At 61.6% G+C, this 16,392-nt stretch carries 15 protein-coding genes; 12 read left to right on the top strand and 3 right to left on the bottom strand.

All coding sequences use genetic code 11. The features are described 5' to 3' along the window. Positions 1-314 precede the first annotated feature (314 nt). Positions 315-1,709 carry an argininosuccinate lyase gene (argH, locus tag BFP93_RS16770; RefSeq protein ID WP_065886979.1) on the bottom strand — a complete coding sequence of 465 codons (1,395 nt, stop codon included), beginning with the start codon at positions 1,707-1,709 and terminating at the stop codon, positions 315-317. 502 nt (positions 1,710-2,211) lie between these two features. On the opposite strand from argH, the gene BFP93_RS16765 reads away from it, so the two are divergent. From BFP93_RS16765 to BFP93_RS16735, 7 genes are all read left to right on the top strand, one after another. Next, a complete protein-coding gene (locus BFP93_RS16765; RefSeq protein WP_065893926.1) occupies positions 2,212-2,958 on the top strand; it encodes a LytR/AlgR family response regulator transcription factor in 747 nt (248 codons plus the stop codon). A 137-nt stretch (positions 2,959-3,095) separates the two neighbouring features. Further along, entirely contained in the window at positions 3,096-4,037 is a 942-nt protein-coding gene (hemC, locus tag BFP93_RS16760; RefSeq protein WP_065893925.1) for a hydroxymethylbilane synthase, read from the top strand. Beyond that, on the top strand, positions 4,034-4,792 hold the full coding sequence (locus BFP93_RS29305) for a uroporphyrinogen-III synthase (protein WP_065893924.1): 759 nt from the start codon (positions 4,034-4,036) through the stop codon (positions 4,790-4,792). Before hemC ends, BFP93_RS29305 begins: the two co-directional genes overlap by 4 nt. 18 nt (positions 4,793-4,810) lie before the next feature. Then, entirely contained in the window at positions 4,811-5,926 is a 1,116-nt protein-coding gene (locus BFP93_RS29300; protein WP_065893923.1) for a uroporphyrinogen-III C-methyltransferase, read from the top strand. Between the two features lie 5 nt (positions 5,927-5,931). Continuing rightward, on the top strand, positions 5,932-7,173 hold the full coding sequence (locus tag BFP93_RS16745) for a heme biosynthesis protein HemY (RefSeq protein ID WP_065886984.1): 1,242 nt from the start codon (positions 5,932-5,934) through the stop codon (positions 7,171-7,173). A gap of 237 nt (positions 7,174-7,410) precedes the next feature. Then, a complete protein-coding gene (locus BFP93_RS16740; protein WP_065893922.1) occupies positions 7,411-7,962 on the top strand; it encodes a disulfide bond formation protein B in 552 nt (183 codons plus the stop codon). Between the two features lie 179 nt (positions 7,963-8,141). Continuing rightward, on the top strand, positions 8,142-8,597 hold the full coding sequence (locus BFP93_RS16735; RefSeq protein ID WP_065893921.1) for an Rsd/AlgQ family anti-sigma factor: 456 nt from the start codon (positions 8,142-8,144) through the stop codon (positions 8,595-8,597). A gap of 52 nt (positions 8,598-8,649) precedes the next feature. On the opposite strand, the gene BFP93_RS16730 is transcribed toward BFP93_RS16735, so the two are convergent. Beyond that, positions 8,650-9,327, bottom strand: coding sequence for an FKBP-type peptidyl-prolyl cis-trans isomerase (locus BFP93_RS16730; RefSeq protein WP_065893920.1), 678 nt, complete (start codon positions 9,325-9,327; stop codon positions 8,650-8,652). A gap of 192 nt (positions 9,328-9,519) precedes the next feature. Between BFP93_RS16730 and BFP93_RS27575 the strand changes: the two genes are divergently transcribed. Beyond that, positions 9,520-10,671 (top strand): AlgP family protein, encoded by a 1,152-nt coding sequence (locus BFP93_RS27575; protein WP_083205679.1) that lies wholly within the window; start codon positions 9,520-9,522, stop codon positions 10,669-10,671. Here the strand turns inward: BFP93_RS27575 and BFP93_RS16715 are convergent. Beyond that, the gene (locus BFP93_RS16715; RefSeq protein ID WP_065893917.1) at positions 10,668-11,132 is read right to left on the bottom strand and encodes a TIGR02444 family protein; all 465 of its coding nucleotides are present in this window, start codon (positions 11,130-11,132) and stop codon (positions 10,668-10,670) included. The two genes, BFP93_RS27575 and BFP93_RS16715, sit on opposite strands and share 4 nt — an antisense overlap. Before the next feature lie 50 nt (positions 11,133-11,182). Between BFP93_RS16715 and BFP93_RS16710 the strand changes: the two genes are divergently transcribed. The 4 genes from BFP93_RS16710 (at position 11,183) to BFP93_RS16695 (ending at position 16,392) form a co-directional block, all read left to right on the top strand. After that, on the top strand, positions 11,183-13,093 hold the full coding sequence (locus BFP93_RS16710; RefSeq protein WP_065893916.1) for an ATP-binding cassette domain-containing protein: 1,911 nt from the start codon (positions 11,183-11,185) through the stop codon (positions 13,091-13,093). Next, positions 13,093-13,665, top strand: coding sequence for a mechanosensitive ion channel family protein (locus tag BFP93_RS16705; protein WP_065886992.1), 573 nt, complete (start codon positions 13,093-13,095; stop codon positions 13,663-13,665). The genes BFP93_RS16710 and BFP93_RS16705 overlap by 1 nt, the downstream gene beginning before the upstream one ends. A gap of 87 nt (positions 13,666-13,752) precedes the next feature. Then, on the top strand, positions 13,753-14,385 hold the full coding sequence (locus BFP93_RS16700) for a LysE family transporter (protein ID WP_065886993.1): 633 nt from the start codon (positions 13,753-13,755) through the stop codon (positions 14,383-14,385). Between the two features lie 111 nt (positions 14,386-14,496). Continuing rightward, positions 14,497-16,392, top strand: a complete 1,896-nt coding sequence (locus BFP93_RS16695) for a cytochrome c/FTR1 family iron permease (RefSeq protein WP_065893915.1) — start codon at positions 14,497-14,499, stop codon at positions 16,390-16,392.

Raw genomic sequence — 16,392 nt, 5'->3', positions numbered from 1 at the left:
TTTTGCGCTTTTCAAAAGTGAGCCGCCGTCAGGGCGGAACCCTAAGCAGCCGTTACCGCAGAAACGGATATGTACTCGGTCCAATCCAACATCCCGGCCAGCCCAGAGGCCGCCATCGGGGGCAAGCCCCCTCCCACAGTTCGACCTCGGAGCGTCAGGTAGATACGCGTTAGCTCCCTCGCCATAGGAGCGGTGTCGCACCAAAATTGTGTAGATACCTATGCCCCGATGAGGGAGTGTCAGTCAGCACATGTGTGACTGACCCACCGCCATCGGCGGGCAAGTCGAATCGTCGCACCGCCCCCCCACATTTTTTAGCGACTGGCGAGCAGTGCCTGGCCACGCACGACTGCGGCCTTCACCTGCGCCGGCGCGGTGCCACCGATGTGATTACGGGCATTCACCGAGCCTTCCAGGGTCAGCACGGCAAACACGTCCTGCTCGATCTGGTCGCTGAACTGGCGCAGTTCTTCCAGGCTCATTTCCGCCAGGTCCTTGCCGGTGTCCACGCCGTACTTCACGGCATGGCCAACGATTTCATGGCAGTCGCGGAAGGGCAGGCCACGACGCACCAAGTAGTCGGCCAGGTCGGTCGCGGTGGAGAAACCACGCAAGGCCGCTTCGCGCATGATCGCATGCTTGGGCTTGATCGCCGGAATCATGTCGGCAAACGCACGCAGTGAATCGCGCAGCGTGTCGGCGGCGTCGAACAGCGGTTCCTTGTCTTCCTGGTTGTCCTTGTTGTAGGCCAGCGGCTGGCCTTTCATCAGGGTCAGCAGGCCCATCAGCGCGCCGAATACGCGGCCGCTCTTGCCACGTACCAGTTCGGGAACGTCGGGGTTTTTCTTTTGCGGCATGATCGAGCTGCCGGTGCAGAAACGGTCCGGCAGGTCGATGAACTGGAATTGCGCGCTGGTCCACAGCACCAGCTCTTCGGAAAAGCGCGACAGGTGCATCATCGCAATGCTGGCGGCGGCGCAGAATTCGATGGCGAAGTCGCGGTCCGACACGCCGTCCAGGGAGTTACCGCCCACGGCATCGAAGCCCAGCAACTGCGCGGTGTACTCGCGGTCGATCGGGTAGGTGGTGCCGGCCAGCGCGGCGCTGCCCAGTGGCATGCGGTTGGCGCGCTTGCGGCAATCGACCAGGCGCTCGTAATCGCGGCTGAGCATTTCGAACCAGGCCAGCAGGTGGTGGCCGAAGGTCACGGGCTGAGCGGTCTGCAGGTGCGTGAAGCCGGGCATGATGGTGTCCGATTCGCGCTCGGCCTGTTCCAGCAAACCTTTCTGCAGGCGGGTGATTTCAGCCAGGATCAGATCGATTTCATCGCGCAGCCACAGGCGGATATCGGTGGCCACCTGGTCGTTACGGCTGCGACCGGTGTGCAACTTCTTGCCGGTCACACCGATGCGATCGGTCAGGCGTGCCTCGATGTTCATGTGCACGTCTTCCAGGTCGACGCGCCAGTCGAACGTGCCGGCTTCGATCTCGCCCCGGATGGTGGTCAGGCCTTCGATGATGCTGTCGCGCTCGGCATCGGTCAGCACGCCGACCTTGGCCAGCATGGTGGCGTGGGCGATGGAGCCCATGATGTCGTGGCGGTAGAGGCGCTGGTCGAAGTTGACGGAGGCGGTGAAGCGCGCGACGAAGGCGTCGACGGGTTCACTGAAGCGGCCGCCCCAGGACTGGTTGGTCTTGTCGGTGCTCATGAATTCGCTCGTGATCTGCTTAAAAGAGGCGTGAAGGTGTGCCGCCGATAATAACAGGGTTGTTCGCGGACGCGATGGTGCGGGTGGACGGCAATTTTATTTGTACAAAGGATGGCTAAGTGCCTTGCCGCCGATCGCATCCAGGACGAGACTGGGAGCAGGCCGTTATTGAAACGATATTTGACGATTGAGCAATATCGTTCCAGCGAGCGTCTACAGTTGGACTGAGAGTGTGTGAATGCACCAAAGTCGGGTGATGCGGTCAGAGCCCAGACTATCCATTAAATACGGGGGTATTCGGATTGTGTATCAGCAAACCCTATGACAATGCGCGAAGTTGGCGGGTCTTGGGCGCTATTGAACAGGTCCGGGTAAATTTGGGTGCCACTCCAAGGGCACTTTTTGCCGCTTGCGCCAGTCTTAGCGTGGATCGCTGTGACGTAAGTCACCGCACCTGTCTACGCTATCCTTGTGCGAGACTCACGCAGGAATCCAGCGCAATATGAATGTCCTGATCGTTGATGACGAACCCCAAGCCCGCGAGCGACTGAGCCGTCTGGTCAGTGAAATCGAGGGTTATACAGTCCTTGAACCGAGCGCCACCAGCGGCGAAGAGGCGTTGACGCTGATCGACAGCCTCAAGCCGGATGTGGTGTTGCTCGATATCCGCATGCCGCTCCTCGATGGCCTGCAAGTCGCCGCCCGCCTGAGCGAGCGCGAATCGCCACCGGCCTTGGTGCTGTGCGCGGCACAGGAAGAGTTTTCTGCACAGACGCTCGAAGAAAGCGGTGTGAGTTTTCTCGTCAAGCCGGTGGCCGGCGACGCATTGCTCAAGGCGTTGAAGAAGGCCGAGCGTCCCAGCCGCGCCCAGCTCGCAGCCCTGACCCAACCGGCTGCCCAGAGTGGCAATGGCCCCCGCAGCCATATCAGCGCACGCACCCGCAAGGGCATCGAGCTGATTCCCCTCGCTCAGGTGGTCTATTTTATCGCCGACCATAAATACGTGACCTTGCGTCACGAAGCGGGCGAAGTGTTGCTCGATGAGCCGCTCAAGGCTCTGGAGGATGAGTTCGGCGACCGCTTTGTGCGCATCCATCGCAATGCGCTGGTGGCTCGCGAGCGGATCGAGCGCTTGCAGCGCACGCCTCTTGGCCACTTCCAGCTCTTTCTGAAGGGGCTCAACGGCGATGCCCTGATCGTCAGTCGGCGCCATGTCGCCGGCGTGCGCAAGATGATGCAGCAGCTCTAGCCAGGGGCGGTGGCGAGCTCTGCAGTTCCTATCCCGGTGTGATGCGGCCAGGGAGGCCCCGCACTTGCTGATTCAAATCAAAGCGTATTTGCCTGAGCTGTTATTATCTGCCGTATCTATTCAGTACGGATTGATCCATGTCTTCTCGCGAAATCCGCATCGCCACCCGTAAAAGCGCCCTGGCCTTATGGCAGGCCGAGTACGTCAAAGCACGTCTTGAACAGGCTCATCCTGGCCTCAGGGTGACCCTGGTGCCCATGGTCAGTCGCGGCGACAAGCTGCTGGACTCGCCGCTGTCGAAAATTGGCGGCAAGGGTCTGTTCGTCAAGGAGCTGGAAACCGCGCTGCTGGAAAATGAAGCAGACATCGCTGTGCATTCGATGAAAGACGTGCCCATGGACTTCCCTGAAGGGTTGGGCCTTTTTTGCATCTGTGAGCGGGAAGACCCGCGCGACGCCTTTGTTTCCAACACTTACGCATCCCTGGATGAATTGCCCCTGGGCAGTATCGTGGGCACCTCGAGCCTGCGTCGCCAGGCCCAATTGCTGACCCGTCGACCCGACCTGCAGGTCCGCTTCCTGCGTGGCAACGTCAACACGCGCCTGGCCAAGCTGGACGCGGGCGAGTATGACGCGATCATCCTCGCCGCCGCCGGCCTGATCCGCCTGGGCTTCGAAGACCGCATCACCCGCGCAATCAGCGTCGAAGACAGCCTGCCGGCCGGCGGGCAGGGCGCGGTCGGCATTGAATGCCGTACCGCCGACAGCGAAATTCACGCACTGCTCAAGCCGCTTGACCACGCGGACACCGAAGTTCGCGTCACGGCCGAGCGTGCCCTGAACAAACACCTCAACGGTGGCTGCCAGGTACCGATCGCCTGCTATGCCGTGCTCGAAGGTGAAAACCTGTGGTTGCGTGGCCTGGTAGGCGACCCGGAGGGCGGAACGTTGCTGACCGCCGAGGTGCGCGGTCCACAACGCGACGCCACTGCCCTGGGCATCCAGGTCGCCGAGGAACTGTTGGACAAGGGCGCTGGCGCCATTCTGCAAAAAATCTACGGCGAGGCCGGCCCGCAGTGACCCAGTGGCGAGTGCTGCTGACACGGCCTGCCGAAGAATCGACAGCCCTGGCGGCGACATTGTCCGATGCGGGAATATTCAGCAGCGAACTGCCGTTGCTGGAGATCGAAGCTTTACCGGTCACGCCGGAACAACAGGCGGTCCTTGGGGCGCTGCAGCGCTATTGCGCAGTGATCGTGGTGAGCAAGCCGGCGGCGCGTCTTGCCTTGCAACAATTGACCGCGCCCTGGCCGCGACTGCCGTGGTTCAGTGTGGGGGCGGCCACGGCACAGGTACTGGCCGATCAGGGTTTGGACGTCCACTATCCGCCAACGGGTGACGACAGCGAAGCCTTGCTTCAATTGCCGGCCTTGCGCGAGGCTATCGCATGCCTCGGTGCCAGGGTATTGATCCTGCGCGGCGAGGGCGGCCGGGAGTTGCTCGCAGAGCGTTTGCGCGAGCGAGGTGTTAGTGTCGACTACCTGGAGTTGTACCGCCGTTTCCTTCCGGCCTACGACGCGGGCGCACTGATGCAACGCATCCAGTTGGAACGCTTGAACGGCCTGGTGGTCAGCAGTGGGCAGGGTTTTCTACACTTGCAGGCCGTGGCCGGCTCCGATTGGCCTGAGGTGGCGAAGCTGCCGTTGTTTGTGCCCAGTCCGCGCGTCTACGAGATGGCGCGGGCCGCTGGCGCAGAAAAAGTTGTGGATTGTCGAGGCGCGAGTGCCTCGGCTTTGTTAGTGGCGTTAGGGAGCAATCCCGTTCCCACTCTCTGATACGCAAAGGACGGATACGTGAGCGAAACAGCCTTGCCTAAAGATGAAGCTCAGCCCGCGCTCGATGCGCCGGTCGGGACACCGGTCACCGCGCCACGCCGTGGCAATGGCCTGGCGGTCGTCGCGTTGCTGCTTGGCGCTGCCGGTGTTGCCGCCGGCGGCTGGGGGATCTGGCAGGTCCGTGCCCTGCAAGCCAGCACCCAGCAGCAACTGGGTCAGGTGCAGACCCTCGATGGCCAATCCCAGAGCCTCAAGCAGAGCCAGCAACAATTGGCGGCCCGCCTGGCGCAGTTGCCCGGCGCGGATGAGCTGGAAGAGCGTCGACGCCTGGTTGCCCAGTTGCAGGGTGATCAGCAGCGCCTGAATCAGCGTCTGGAAACCGTACTGGGCGCCAGCCGCAAGGATTGGCGCCTGGCTGAGGCCGAGCATCTGATTCGTCTGGCCAGCTTGCGTCTGTCGGCTTTGCAGGACATCAACAGCGCTCAGTCGCTGGTCCAGGGCGCCGACGAAATTCTTCGTGAGCAGAGCGACCCAGGCGCGTTCGCCGCCCGTGAGCAACTGGCCAAGAGCCTGGCGGCGTTGCGCAGCACCGAACAACCGGACCGCACCGGCTTGTACCTGCAGTTGGCGGCGTTGCGCGACCAGGTGGTGCAATTGGCGGCTGTCGCTCCGGAGTATCAACTCACCGAGTCCGGTTCCCAGAGCCGTCCCAGCAGTGATACGGGTAACCAGTTGAGCCAATGGTGGGAACAGATCTCCCGTTATTTCCGTATCGACTTCAACCCGGATGACAACATTCGTCCGCTGCTGGCGGGCCAGGGGTTGAATCAGGTGCGCCTGGCCTTGAGCCTGGCGCTGGAGCAGGCACAGTGGGCAGCGCTCAACGGCGAATCGGCGGTGTATAGCCGTTCGCTGGGCGAAGCGCGTAGCGTGTTGCAGGATAACTTCAACCAGGACAACCCGCAGAGCAAGGCGATGCTGGCGCGTATCGCCGAGCTTGAGCCCAAGGCCGTTTCGGTGGTGACGCCTGACCTGGCCGCGAGCCTGGCGGCCGTGCAAGCGTACCTCGAGCGCCGCCATTTGTCTGCCGACGAAGCCAAGGCTTCGGCTGCCAAGCCTGCGACCCAGGAGTAGAACCGATGAAGCGTTTCTATGTGATCCTGGTGCTGGCAATTGCGATCGCCCTGGCGCTGGCCGTGGGCATTTCCAAACACACCGGCTACGTGCTGATTACCTATCCCCATTTGCTGCATTACGAGTCGAGCCTGTGGGCCACATTGGTGGCGGTGTTCGCCATAGGCCTGGCGATCTACCTGATCCGAGTGCTGTTGGGTCTGGTCAGCGTTTCCGGCGGTGTGGTCAACCCGTGGTCGCGGCGCAATCGCAGCCGCCGTGTGCAAGTTGCAATCGAGCAAGGCCAGATGGACCTTGCCGAAGGCCGCTGGGCCAGTGCCGAACGCCACCTGCACCGTGCTGCCGAGGCGGAGCGCCAGCCATTGCTGTACTACCTCGGCGCGGCACGTGCGGCCAACGAGCTGGGCCGTTACGAGGCATCGGATGCTTTGCTCGAGCGCGCCCTGGCTCGCCAGCCCCAGGCGGAGCTGGCCGTTGCCTTGAGCCATGCGCAACTCCAGATGGACCGTGGCGATACGGAAGGTGCCCTGACCACCCTGCAGGCCATGCACGAGCGCCATCCCCACAACGCCCAGGTCCTGCGACAGTTGCAGCGATTGCACCAGCAGCGTGGCGATTGGTCGTCGGTGATTCGCCTGTTGCCCGAACTGCGTAAAGACAAGGTGTTGCCGGCCAGCGAGCTGGCTGAATTGGAGCGTCGGGCCTGGGGAGAAAACCTTGGCCTGGCGGCCCAGCGTGAGGAGCATGGCGAAGCCGGCTTGCAGTCCCTTGACCGCGCATGGGAGCAATTGACTTCAGCCCAGCGCCAGGAGCCACAACTGGTGTTGGCTTATGCCGATCAACTGCGTCGACTGGGCGCCGATGCCAGGGCCGAGGAAGTGCTGCGCGGTGCGATCAAGCGCAGTTATGACAGCCATCTTATTCGGCTCTATGGCCTGCTGCGCGGCAGCGACCCGGCCCGTCAGTTGAAGTTTGCCGAAGGCTGGCTGAAGGATCATCCTGGCGATGCCAGCCTGTTGCTGACGCTGGGTCGTCTCTGCCTGCAGAACAGCCTGTGGGGAAAGGCCCGGGATTATCTGGAAAGCAGCCTGCAGGTGCAGCGCAATCCCGAAGCCTGTGCCGAATTGGCCCGTTTGCTCGCCCAATTGGGTGATACCGAGCGCAGCAACCGGCTGTTCCAGGAAGGCTTGGGGTTACTCGATAATCGTCTACTGGCCTCACCCTTGCCAGCACCGGCGCAAGCTTGAAGTAGGAAAGTGTTCACGGGTTGGCTCAGATCTATCTGTCAGCCAACCCTTTAACCCTTTGTAATTACTGAGCTTAAGTAGGCCTGTAATCAATTCTTACGTGTTGTAGGGCGATTTCCTCCGTGTGTTGACGGAATCTCCTTGTCTCTTCGCGGAATTGTCCGCTCCAAGGCGTATTGAAAGGGATCGGGCCTTTCCTCTACCGTAGCGACCTATCTCTTGCGGTGCGGATAAACAATGTCTTTGGCCCCTTTACGCTCCTTGTTTGTCCTGGCGTTCATGGCCGGTGCGCTGACGTTGGGCGTGTCTTTCTATCTGGAATATGGTGCGCTGTTACAGCCCTGCTTTTTGTGCCAGGTACAACGGTTGTTTCTCGCCGTCTTTGTACTGATCAACCTGATCGCCGCCCTGCATAATCCTGGCCGCACAGGCGTGTGCCTGTATGGGCTGGCGAGTATCGGGTGTGCATTATTCGGCGCCGTCACCGCCGGGCGCCAAGTGCTGCTGCAGAACACTCCGTCGGATCAGATGCCCAACTGCTGGCCAAGCCTGGACTACATGATTGAGCACCTGTCGTTCTGGCGGGCTGTCCAGTCAGTCTTCAAGGGTTCGGTCGACTGCGTCGAAATCAATTGGACGCTATTTGGCCTCAGCGTTCCGGAGTGGAGCCTGCTGTTTTTCCTGGCGATGCTGATTCTGTGGAGCACACTGCTTTCCCGGTTGTTGCCTGGCCGGCGTCACGTATCACAAAGCGAGGAAAATTCTGTTCATGTGGTAGGACGGGATTAAACGCTTGTATGAACTTTCTCTCCTGCGTACCTTGAAGCCATAGTGATGCGGGCATAATCTGGCCCGCACGCGTTATCGAAACCGCTTGTCAGACGCGACCTCGTCCGATTGCCGCTTCAACCCTGAAGCATTGCGCGGGCACGGTGCAGCAGCGTCCCCTATAGGGAAGAGAGATCATCATGTTGGAACGTTGCAAGAATGCTCGCGAACGCTGGGGTGGCGTGCACACACTGATCGATAAGTGGTTGGATGCGCGTCGCAAATTGGTTCTGGCTTTTGATGAGTTGGGGGCCGAGCCTGGAGCGCTGGCCGAGAAGCGTGAGCCGTTGCAGGACTTCTGTGTTGTACTGGTGGATTACGTTTCTGCCGGTCACCTGAGTATCTACACGCAACTCACCAAGGAAGCGGAAGCCTTCGAGGACAAGCGCGGTCTTGAGTTCGCTGAGACCCTTTACCCGCGCATTGATGTGATTACCGAAAAGCTGCTGGCTTTTAACGATCTGTGCGATGAAGGCGAGTGTGTCGCGGAAAAATTCAAAGAGCTGGGTGGTCTGTTGCATGAGCGTTTCGAGCTTGAAGATTGCCTGATCGAAGTGCTGCACAACGCCCACAAAGAAGAGCCTGCTCAGGTCTGATCGGGGCAATGCGATAAAAAACGGTGCGCTTGACGCACCGTTTTTTTATGCGTCAGTGGCGGGTCCCGAGTAACTCGATGTCGAAGACAAGGGGTGTGTAGGGCGCAATCAATTCGCCTGCGCCGTCCGCGCCGTAGGCTTGGGACGAGGGTATGACCAGGCGCCATTTCGCGCCTGTGGGCATCTGCTGCAACGCACTGCGCCAGCCACTGATCACGCTGTCCAAGCGAAACCACTGGGGCTGTGCGCTCTGGTCAAACACGCTTCCATCGGGCAGCCGACCCACATATTTCACCTGCACCTCATCAGTTGCCAACGGCTTGGTGCCGGTGCCCGGCGTCAACTCGGTGAGCAGGATGCCATCCGCCAACTCACGCACACCCTTTGCAGCTTTTTCCTTCGACAAAAATTGCTGTTCGGCGGCGAGTGCTTTTTCGCTCTGCGGCGCTGGGTTGTCTGTGGCGTTCTGTGCTTCGTGCTGTGCAAGAATCTGTTCGATGCGCGCGTTGTCCAGTGCCAATGGTTTGCCCTGGTAGGCTTGTTTGAGTCCATCGATCAGGGCCTGGATCTGCAAGTCGGGGACCTCCTGGCGCAAGCGTTCTCCGAGACTGGCGCCCAGGCTGTAGGCGAGGTCATGCTGATCTTGGACAGCGGTTTTTGGCGGCGATTGCTCTTCCGCATGGGCGCTGGAAATCGCCAGGGCAAGCACTACGAAAAGGTAACGCGACATGGGTGTCCTCCCGCCTGAAGTGCGACGGATTATGCCAGCGTAAATGGCTGAGCAGTGGTGCGCTTTTCTGTTATATCGATAAGAATTTTCGTACGTTGCAACGCAACGCAAACGATACTGTCAACATGCCCTAGCGGCGGTAAGAGCAGAGGGCTAGTATGAGCCGCACCCACGTCAGCCAGGAGGTAAACCATGTCGGCCAAACAGAAGCCTGTAAATACCCCGTTGCACTTACTCCAACAATTGTCGGGCAGCCTGCTCGAACATCTGGAAAGCGCTTGTTCCCAAGCCTTGGCCGATGCAGAAAAACTGCTCGCCAAACTGGAAAAACAACGCGGCAAAGCGCAAGAAAAGCTGCACAAATCCCGCACCAAACTGCAAGACGCCGCCACTGCCGGCAAGGCCAAGGCACAAGCCAAGGCCAAAGACGCTGTTAAAGAACTTGAGGACCTGCTGGACGCCCTCAAGGATCGCCAAGCCGAAACCCGCAGCTACATTTCCCAACTCAAAAAAGACGCTCAGGAAAGCCTGAAACTGGCTCAGGGCGTTGGTCGTGTGAAGGAAGCTGTCACCAAGGCGCTGGGTACTCGTACTCCGGCTAAAGCTGTCGCAGCCAGCGCGGCCAAGAAGCCGGCGAGCAAGGCTGTTGCAGCGAAGGCACCGGCTAAAACGGCCGCCAAGCCAGCTGCTAAAACCGCTGCTGCAAAACCAGCCGCCAAGCCTGCTGCCAAAACCGCTGCTGCCAAACCAGCCGCCAAGCCAGCTGCCAAAACCGCTGCTGCCAAACCAGCCGCCAAGCCAGTCGCTAAAACCGCTGCTGCCAAACCAGCCGCCAAGCCAGCCGCTAAAACCGCTGCTGCCAAACCAGCCGCCAAGCCAGCCGCTAAAACCGCTGCTGCAAAACCGGCCGCTAAGCCAGCTGCTAAATCTGCTGCTGCCAAACCAGCCGCTAAGCCAGCCGCTAAAACTGCTGCTGCCAAACCAGCCGCCAAGCCAGCCGCCAAGCCAGCCGCTAAAACCGCTGCTGCAAAACCAGCCGCCAAGCCAGCTGCCAAAACCGCTGCTGCCAAACCAGCCGCCAAGCCAGCTGCCAAAACCGCTGCTGCAAAACCGGCCGCCAAGCCAGCCGCTAAAACCACTGCTGCCAAACCAGCCGCCAAGCCAGCTGCAAAACCGGCCGCAAAACCCGCTGCCAAGCCTGCTGCGGCAAAGCCAGCACCTGCAAAGCCAGCAACTCCCGCAGCAACTGCCGCTACCCCGGCAGCGTCCTCCGCTCCAACCGCATCCGTCGGCAGCGCTGCTGCACCGGCAGCGCCAAGCGTCACCCCAACCAGCGCTTCCTAAGCGCGGGTGACCATGACGCGCAGCTGCTGCAGCGCGTTGTGGTCAAGGTTGGCGGCCTCGGTCGCCAGACCTTCAAGCCATTCCTGTCGACCTGTCACCTCGTTGCTCGACCATGTCTGCGCCAGTGCTTCCAGGCGCATCAGCAAGGCTCGCTCGGCCTCCAGCTCCAAAGCCTTGACCTGCTCTCGCAATTCAGCCAGCTGCGCATCCTGCTGTGCCATTCCCCGCCATTGCACACGTACCGCTCGCAAGGGTTCGACGACGTGCATCCGCCACGGCCGCGCAAGCTGTTGCAGTGCCACGACGCGCTCGGGCAGCCGCGCCACACCCCGTTGTTCCAGCCACGCACCACACAGCAGCAGGCACACATCCGCTCCCTGTTCCTGCAACCGCAGGCAAGCGGCCTCCACACCGGGGCGGGCATAAGTCGAGAGGGCAAAGCTCCACAGGTCAGCGCACATATTCACACCCAAGCCAGCGGTCAACGAAGCTGGTAGACTCCGCCGCCATTATGATCCGACTTCAAAGCCTAACATTACAGCGTGGCTCGCAACGTCTTCTTGAAGATGCCGAGCTGACCCTGCACGCCGGTCACAAAGCCGGCCTGATCGGTGCCAACGGCGCCGGAAAATCCACGTTGTTTGCCCTGTTGCTGGGTGAGCTGACCCCGGATTCCGGGGACTGCCTGCTGCCGGCCGACTGGCGTATCGCCCATATGCGCCAGGAGATCGACACCCTGGACCGCATCGCGATCGACTACGTGCTCGATGGCGACCTGCGTCTGCGCCAGGTACAGCGCGACCTCGCCGCGGCGGAAACAGCCCAGGACGGCGCCGCCCAGGCGCGCCTGCACTCGGAACTCGACAGCGCCGACGGCTACACCGCCGACGCCCGCGCCCGCAAGATGCTGGCCGGCCTGGGTTTTACCAACGAACAGATGGATCGCCCGGTCGCCGACTTCTCCGGCGGCTGGCGCATGCGCCTGAACCTGGCTCAGGCGCTGATGTGTCCCTCGGACCTGTTGCTGCTCGACGAACCGACCAACCACTTGGACCTCGATGCGATCCTGTGGCTGGAAGACTTCCTCAAGAACTATCAGGGCACCTTGTTGCTGATTTCCCACGACCGGGATTTCCTTGACGCCGTGGTCGACAATATCGCCCATGTCGAACAGAAGAAAATCACGCTCTACCGTGGCGGCTATACCGCCTTCGAGCGCGCCCGTGCCGAGCGTCTGGCCCAACAGCAGCAAGCGTTCGAGAAGCAACAGGCGCAGCGCGCGCACATGGAAAGCTACATCGCCCGGTTCAAGGCCCAGGCCACCAAGGCCCGCCAGGCCCAGAGCCGGATCAAGGCCCTTGAGCGCATGGAAGAGCTGTCGGCGGCCCACGTCGATTCGCCGTTCGACTTCGTGTTCCGTGAGTCGGTGAAAATCTCCAGCCCCCTGCTCGACCTGTCGGATGCGCGCCTGGGTTATGGCGACAAGACCGTCCTGGAGAAGGTCAAGCTGCAGCTCATACCCGGCGCGCGGATCGGTTTGCTGGGGCCTAACGGCGCGGGCAAGTCGACGCTGATCAAGAACCTGTCGGGCGAGCTTGAGCCTTTGGCCGGGCACCTGACCCGTGGCGAGAACACGGTGGTGGGTTACTTTGCCCAGCATCAACTGGACTCGCTCGATGCCAAGGCCAGCCCGTTGTTGCACCTGCAGCGCCTGGCGCCGAGCGAACGCGAGCAAACCCTGCGCGACTTCCTCGGAGGCTTCGACTTCCGTGGTGCGCGCATCGACGAGCCGGTGCTGAACTTCTCCGGTGGTGAAAAAGCCCGACTGGCCCTGGCCCTGATTGCATGGGACCGCCCGAACCTGTTGCTGCTCGACGAACCGACCAACCACCTGGACCTGGAAATGCGCCTGGCGCTGACCATGGCCCTGCAGGAGTTCAGCGGTGCAGTATTGGTGGTGTCTCACGACCGCCATCTGCTCAAGAGCACCACCGATAATTTCCTGCTGGTGGCCGATGGCAAGGTCGAAGAGTTTGATGGCGACCTGGACGACTATGCGCGCTGGCTGACTGACTATCGTCTGCGCAATGCGCCGGTGAGCAATACCCCGGTCAACCCGGACAAGACCGACAAGAAAGCCCAGCGCCAGGCCGCCGCCGCACTGCGTCAGCAGTTGGCCCCGCACAAGCGCGAAGCCGACAAGCTGGAGGCCGAGCTGGGCAAGGTGCATGAGCGCCTGGCCAGGATCGAAACCAGCCTGGGCGACAGCGCCGTGTATGAGGCCGCGCGCAAGGATGAATTGCGTGACTTGCTGGCCGAACAGGCCAGGCTCAAGGTGCGCGAGGGGCAATTGGAGGAGTCCTGGATGGAAGCCCTCGAACTGCTTGAAACCCTGCAAGCGCAGCTCGAGGCGCTGTCCTGATGGACGCGTTGCAGCTGCCCTTGCCGGCGCAATGGATCGAACCTGTGTGGATCGGCGTGCAAATCCTGCTGATCCTGCTGGCCGGCTACCTTGCCCAGCGTTTTGTCGCCAAAGGCCTGACCCGCCTGGGTGAGCGCTATCCGTTCCCGCCGCAGTTGCTGATGCCGCTGCGTGGAGGCCTGCGCTGGCTGATCATGGGCAGCGCGCTGATCTTCGTGTTGGGCCGCCTGGGTGTATCTGCCACGGTGCTGTGGACTGCGCTGTCAGGCTTTGTGGCCGTGGCGGCAGTGGCTTTCTTCGCCATGTGGTCCGTGCTGTCCAATTTGCTGTGCGCCATTTTGATCTTCACCGTGGGTCCGTTTCGCCTCGGCGATATCGTCGAACTGGTGGACACCGTCGACAAGCCCGGCGTGAAGGGGCGCGTGGTGGCGATCAATCTGCTCTATACCACGCTGATCGAGGTGCAGGAGGCCGGCACCGACAGTGCGATGGTGCAAGTGCCCAACAGCTTGTTCTTCCAGCGTTCGGTACGGCGCTGGCCTGGTACGCACGTGTTCCCTGGCGACCGCTAGAATCATATCTTGTAAAAATTTATAGCCAGCCTTTGGTCGCCGGAGTTAGCTTAAGGCACAACCACAAACTCCCTTTCGAGGTGTGCTATGGCACTCGACACGTGGCTGGCTTTTCTCGTGGCCAGCTGGATCATTTCCCTTTCCCCCGGCGCAGGCGCCATCGCCTCGATGTCCAGCGGTCTGCAGTACGGTTTTGTACGCGGCTACTGGAACGCCATTGGCCTGCAACTGGGCCTGGCGATGCAGATTGCCGTGGTGGCGGGCGGCCTGGGGGCGATTCTGGCGACGTCATCGACCGCGTTCTATGCGATCAAATGGTTCGGGGTGGCGTACCTGGTGTACCTGGCCATCAAGCAATGGCGCGCCTTGCCGCTGGACATGACCGATGACGCGGCGATACGTCCGATCGGCAAGCCGCTGGCGATGATGTTCCGCGGGTTCCTGGTCAACGCCAGCAACCCCAAGGCGCTGGTGTTCATGCTCGCGGTGTTGCCGCAGTTCGTGAATCCACAGGCGCCGTTGGCGATTCAGTACCTGATCATCGGTGCGACGATGATCAGCGTCGACATGATCGTGATGGCCGGTTACACGGGTCTGGCCTCGAAAGTCCTGCGCCTGCTGCGCTCGCCCAGACAGCAGAAGCGTGTAAACCGTACGTTCGCCGGGCTGTTCGTCGGTGCCGCCGGTTTTCTCGCCAGCCTGCATCGCGCGACGGCCTGACTGAAGAAACTGGATCAAAATGTGGGAGGGGCGTGACGAAATAACACCTTGAGTCAAATCGGTTAAAGCTCAACAATAGTGTTACTTCGTATTTCCACCTGAGATTCATTCATGACTGCCCCTTTCCGCTTTCTCGCCTGGCTGATGCTGCCGGTGTTGATGTCGTGCAGCTTCAATCTATGGGCCGCGACCGCCGAAGGCGCACCACAGGCTCTGCATTTGCTCGATTACATCGGCGCCGACTACCCGCCGACGGTAGAGGCGGGCAAGGTGGTGGACGACTCGGAATACCGCGAGCAGGTGGAGTTCCTGGGCGTGCTGCAGGGTCTGGTCGCGCAACTGCCGGAAAAACCCGAACGCGCCGAGTTGATAAAGGGCGTCGATGAGTTGCTGGCGGCCGTCACTGCCCATGCAGACGGCGCAACTGTCGCCCGCCAGGCGCGTCAGTTGGGCGCCAAACTGGCAGTGGCGTATGAAGTCAGCCAGGCGCCGGCGATCACTCCAGATCCCACGCGCGGTGCGCCGCTCTACGCACAGCACTGTTCGGTGTGCCACGGTACTGCTGGCGCCGGCGATGGCCCGGCCGCCATGGGCATGACACCGCCGCCGGCTAACCTGCGCGATGCCACGCGACTGGATCGCCTGAGCCTGTATGCGATCTACAACACCCTGGGCCTGGGTGTCGAAGGCACCGACATGCCATCCTTTTCCGATCAGTTGGATGACCGTCAGCGTTGGGACCTCGCCACGTACATCGCAGGTTTCACAGCGGACCCGGCTGCGGCCAAGAGCGAACAGCCCTTCAACCTCGCCGACTTGGCGCGCCAGACGCCCAACGAAGTGCTGGCGGCAGACGGCCCTGCGGCGGCGGCGACCTTCCGCGCCCAGCGTGCACAACCGCCGCAGGTCAAGCGCGGCCCGGCGCAGTTGCTCGATTACACGTCCGCCACCCTGGACAAAAGCCTGGCCGCGTTCCGTAACGGCGACCACGAACAAGCCTATGACCTGTCGGTAGCCGCTTATCTGGAAGGCTTCGAGCTGGTGGAAAGCTCCTTGGATAACGTCGACGCCAATGTGCGCAAGGACACCGAGAAGGCGCTGATGGCCTATCGGCAGTCATTGCAGGACGGCCTGCCGATCGAGCAGGTGCAACAGCGCCTGGACGTGGCCAAGGGCAAGCTTGGCGAGTCTGCCGGCTTGCTCGGCGGCGACGGCCTGAGTTGGTCGTTGAGTTACATCTCCGGTTTGCTGATCCTGCTGCGCGAAGGCCTGGAAGCGATCCTGGTGCTTGCCGCGATCCTGGCTTTCCTGCGTAACACCGGCCAGCAATCGGCGGTGCGCAGCGTCAACGTCGGCTGGGGCCTGGCGCTGTTGGCCGGCTTGGCCACCTGGGCGCTGGCGGCGTACGTGATTGATGTCAGCGGCGCCCAGCGTGAATTGCTGGAAGGCTGCACGGCGCTGTTTGCCAGCGTGATGGTGCTGTGGCTGGGCGTCTGGATGCACGACCGGCGCCACGCGGCGGCCTGGCAGGACTACATCAAGAGCAGCCTGGTGGGCGGCGGTGGGCGCTTTGGCTTTGCGCTGCTGGCATTCTTCTCGGTGTACCGCGAACTGTTCGAAGTGATCCTGTTCTACGAAACCCTGTGGCTGCAAGCCGGCCCGGCCGGGCACGAAGCGGTGCTGGCGGGTGGCGCCACCGCCCTGGTGCTGCTGGTGGGCCTGGCCTGGGTGATTCTGCGCGGTTCGGCGAAGCTGCCGCTGGCACTGTTCTTTGGCATCAACGCCGCGCTGTTGTGCGCACTGTCGGTGGTATTCGCCGGGCATGGCGTCAAGGCGCTGCAAGAGGCAGGCATCTTCGGTACTCGGCCGGTGGCGTTTTTTGACTTTGACTGGCTGGGCATTCACGCCGATGCGTATTCGTTGAGTGCGCAGGCCGTGGCGATACTGGCGATCGTGGTGCTGTATGGCCGCAGTCGCCTGGCCGAGAAGCAAAGGGCGGCGGCGTAG

The sequence above is a fragment of the Pseudomonas sp. 44 R 15 genome (genome assembly GCF_900004965.1).
GTDB lineage: Bacteria > Pseudomonadota > Gammaproteobacteria > Pseudomonadales > Pseudomonadaceae > Aquipseudomonas > Aquipseudomonas orientalis_A.
The sequence above is the reverse complement of the archived record's forward strand: the minus strand, read 5'-3'. Positions and strand labels throughout refer to the sequence as shown.